The organism is Streptomyces sp. DH12 (genome assembly GCF_020873895.1).
Classification (GTDB): domain Bacteria; phylum Actinomycetota; class Actinomycetes; order Streptomycetales; family Streptomycetaceae; genus Streptomyces.
This window is the reverse complement of the sequence record NZ_JAHWGT010000239.1, coordinates 1-753: the sequence shown is the minus strand read 5'-3', so window position 1 is coordinate 753 and position 753 is coordinate 1. Positions and strand designations below refer to the sequence as shown.

The window sequence follows — 753 nt, the reverse complement described above, 5'->3', positions numbered from 1 at the left end:
CTCGGCGGAGCGCACCAGATTGCGGGGCCGGAAGGGGCCCGTCTGGGCGAAGGTGTGGGCGGTGGCGAACGGCGTACCGGCCGCATGCCCCTGAGCGGCCCAGTCGGCGGGCGTGACCACGCACTCCGTCTCGACCGCGGAGGCCAGCCCGGTCAGGCCGCGCTCCTCCAGAGTCCGCAGCACCGAGTCCCGGTAGCGCGGCGCCAGGTCCGCCCACTCGGCCGCTCCCGGCCCGATGTCGGTGTTCGGGCAGGGCGCGAGCACGTAGTGCAGATGGCGTCCCGGGGGCGCGAGCGACGGGTCGGTGGCGGTGGGCCGGGTGATCAGCAGCGACGGGTCGCTCATCAGCCGCCCGGCACGGGTGAGCTCGTCGAACGTGCCGCGCCACGCCGCGCCGAAGGAGAGAGTGTGGTGCGCCAGTTCGGGCCAGGTCCGGTCGGTGCCCAGGTGCAGCACCACCGCGGACGGCGAGTGCTTCAGCCGCACCGGGCGCCGGGGCGCCCCGCCGAGCATCCGGTAGGCGACCGGCAGGTCGGGGGTGAGGACGACCGCGTCGCAGGGGATCCGCTCGTCGCCCGCCACCACCGCCGTGACCCGGCCGCCGGAACGCTCCAGCCGGGTCACCTCCCGCCCGAACCGCAGGTCGGCGCCCGCGTCGGCGGCGGCGTCCGCCATCGCCCGCGGCAGCGCGTGCATGCCGCCGCGCGGGAAGTACACCCCGGCGACCGTGTCCATGTACGCGATCACCGCGTA

At 76.1% G+C, this 753-nt stretch carries 1 protein-coding gene; it reads right to left on the bottom strand.

What is annotated here, in order from left to right; all coding sequences use genetic code 11:
- The coding region (crtI, locus tag LPA54_RS33775) for a phytoene desaturase family protein (protein ID WP_228984516.1) at positions 1-753 on the bottom strand (753 nt) is incomplete at both ends.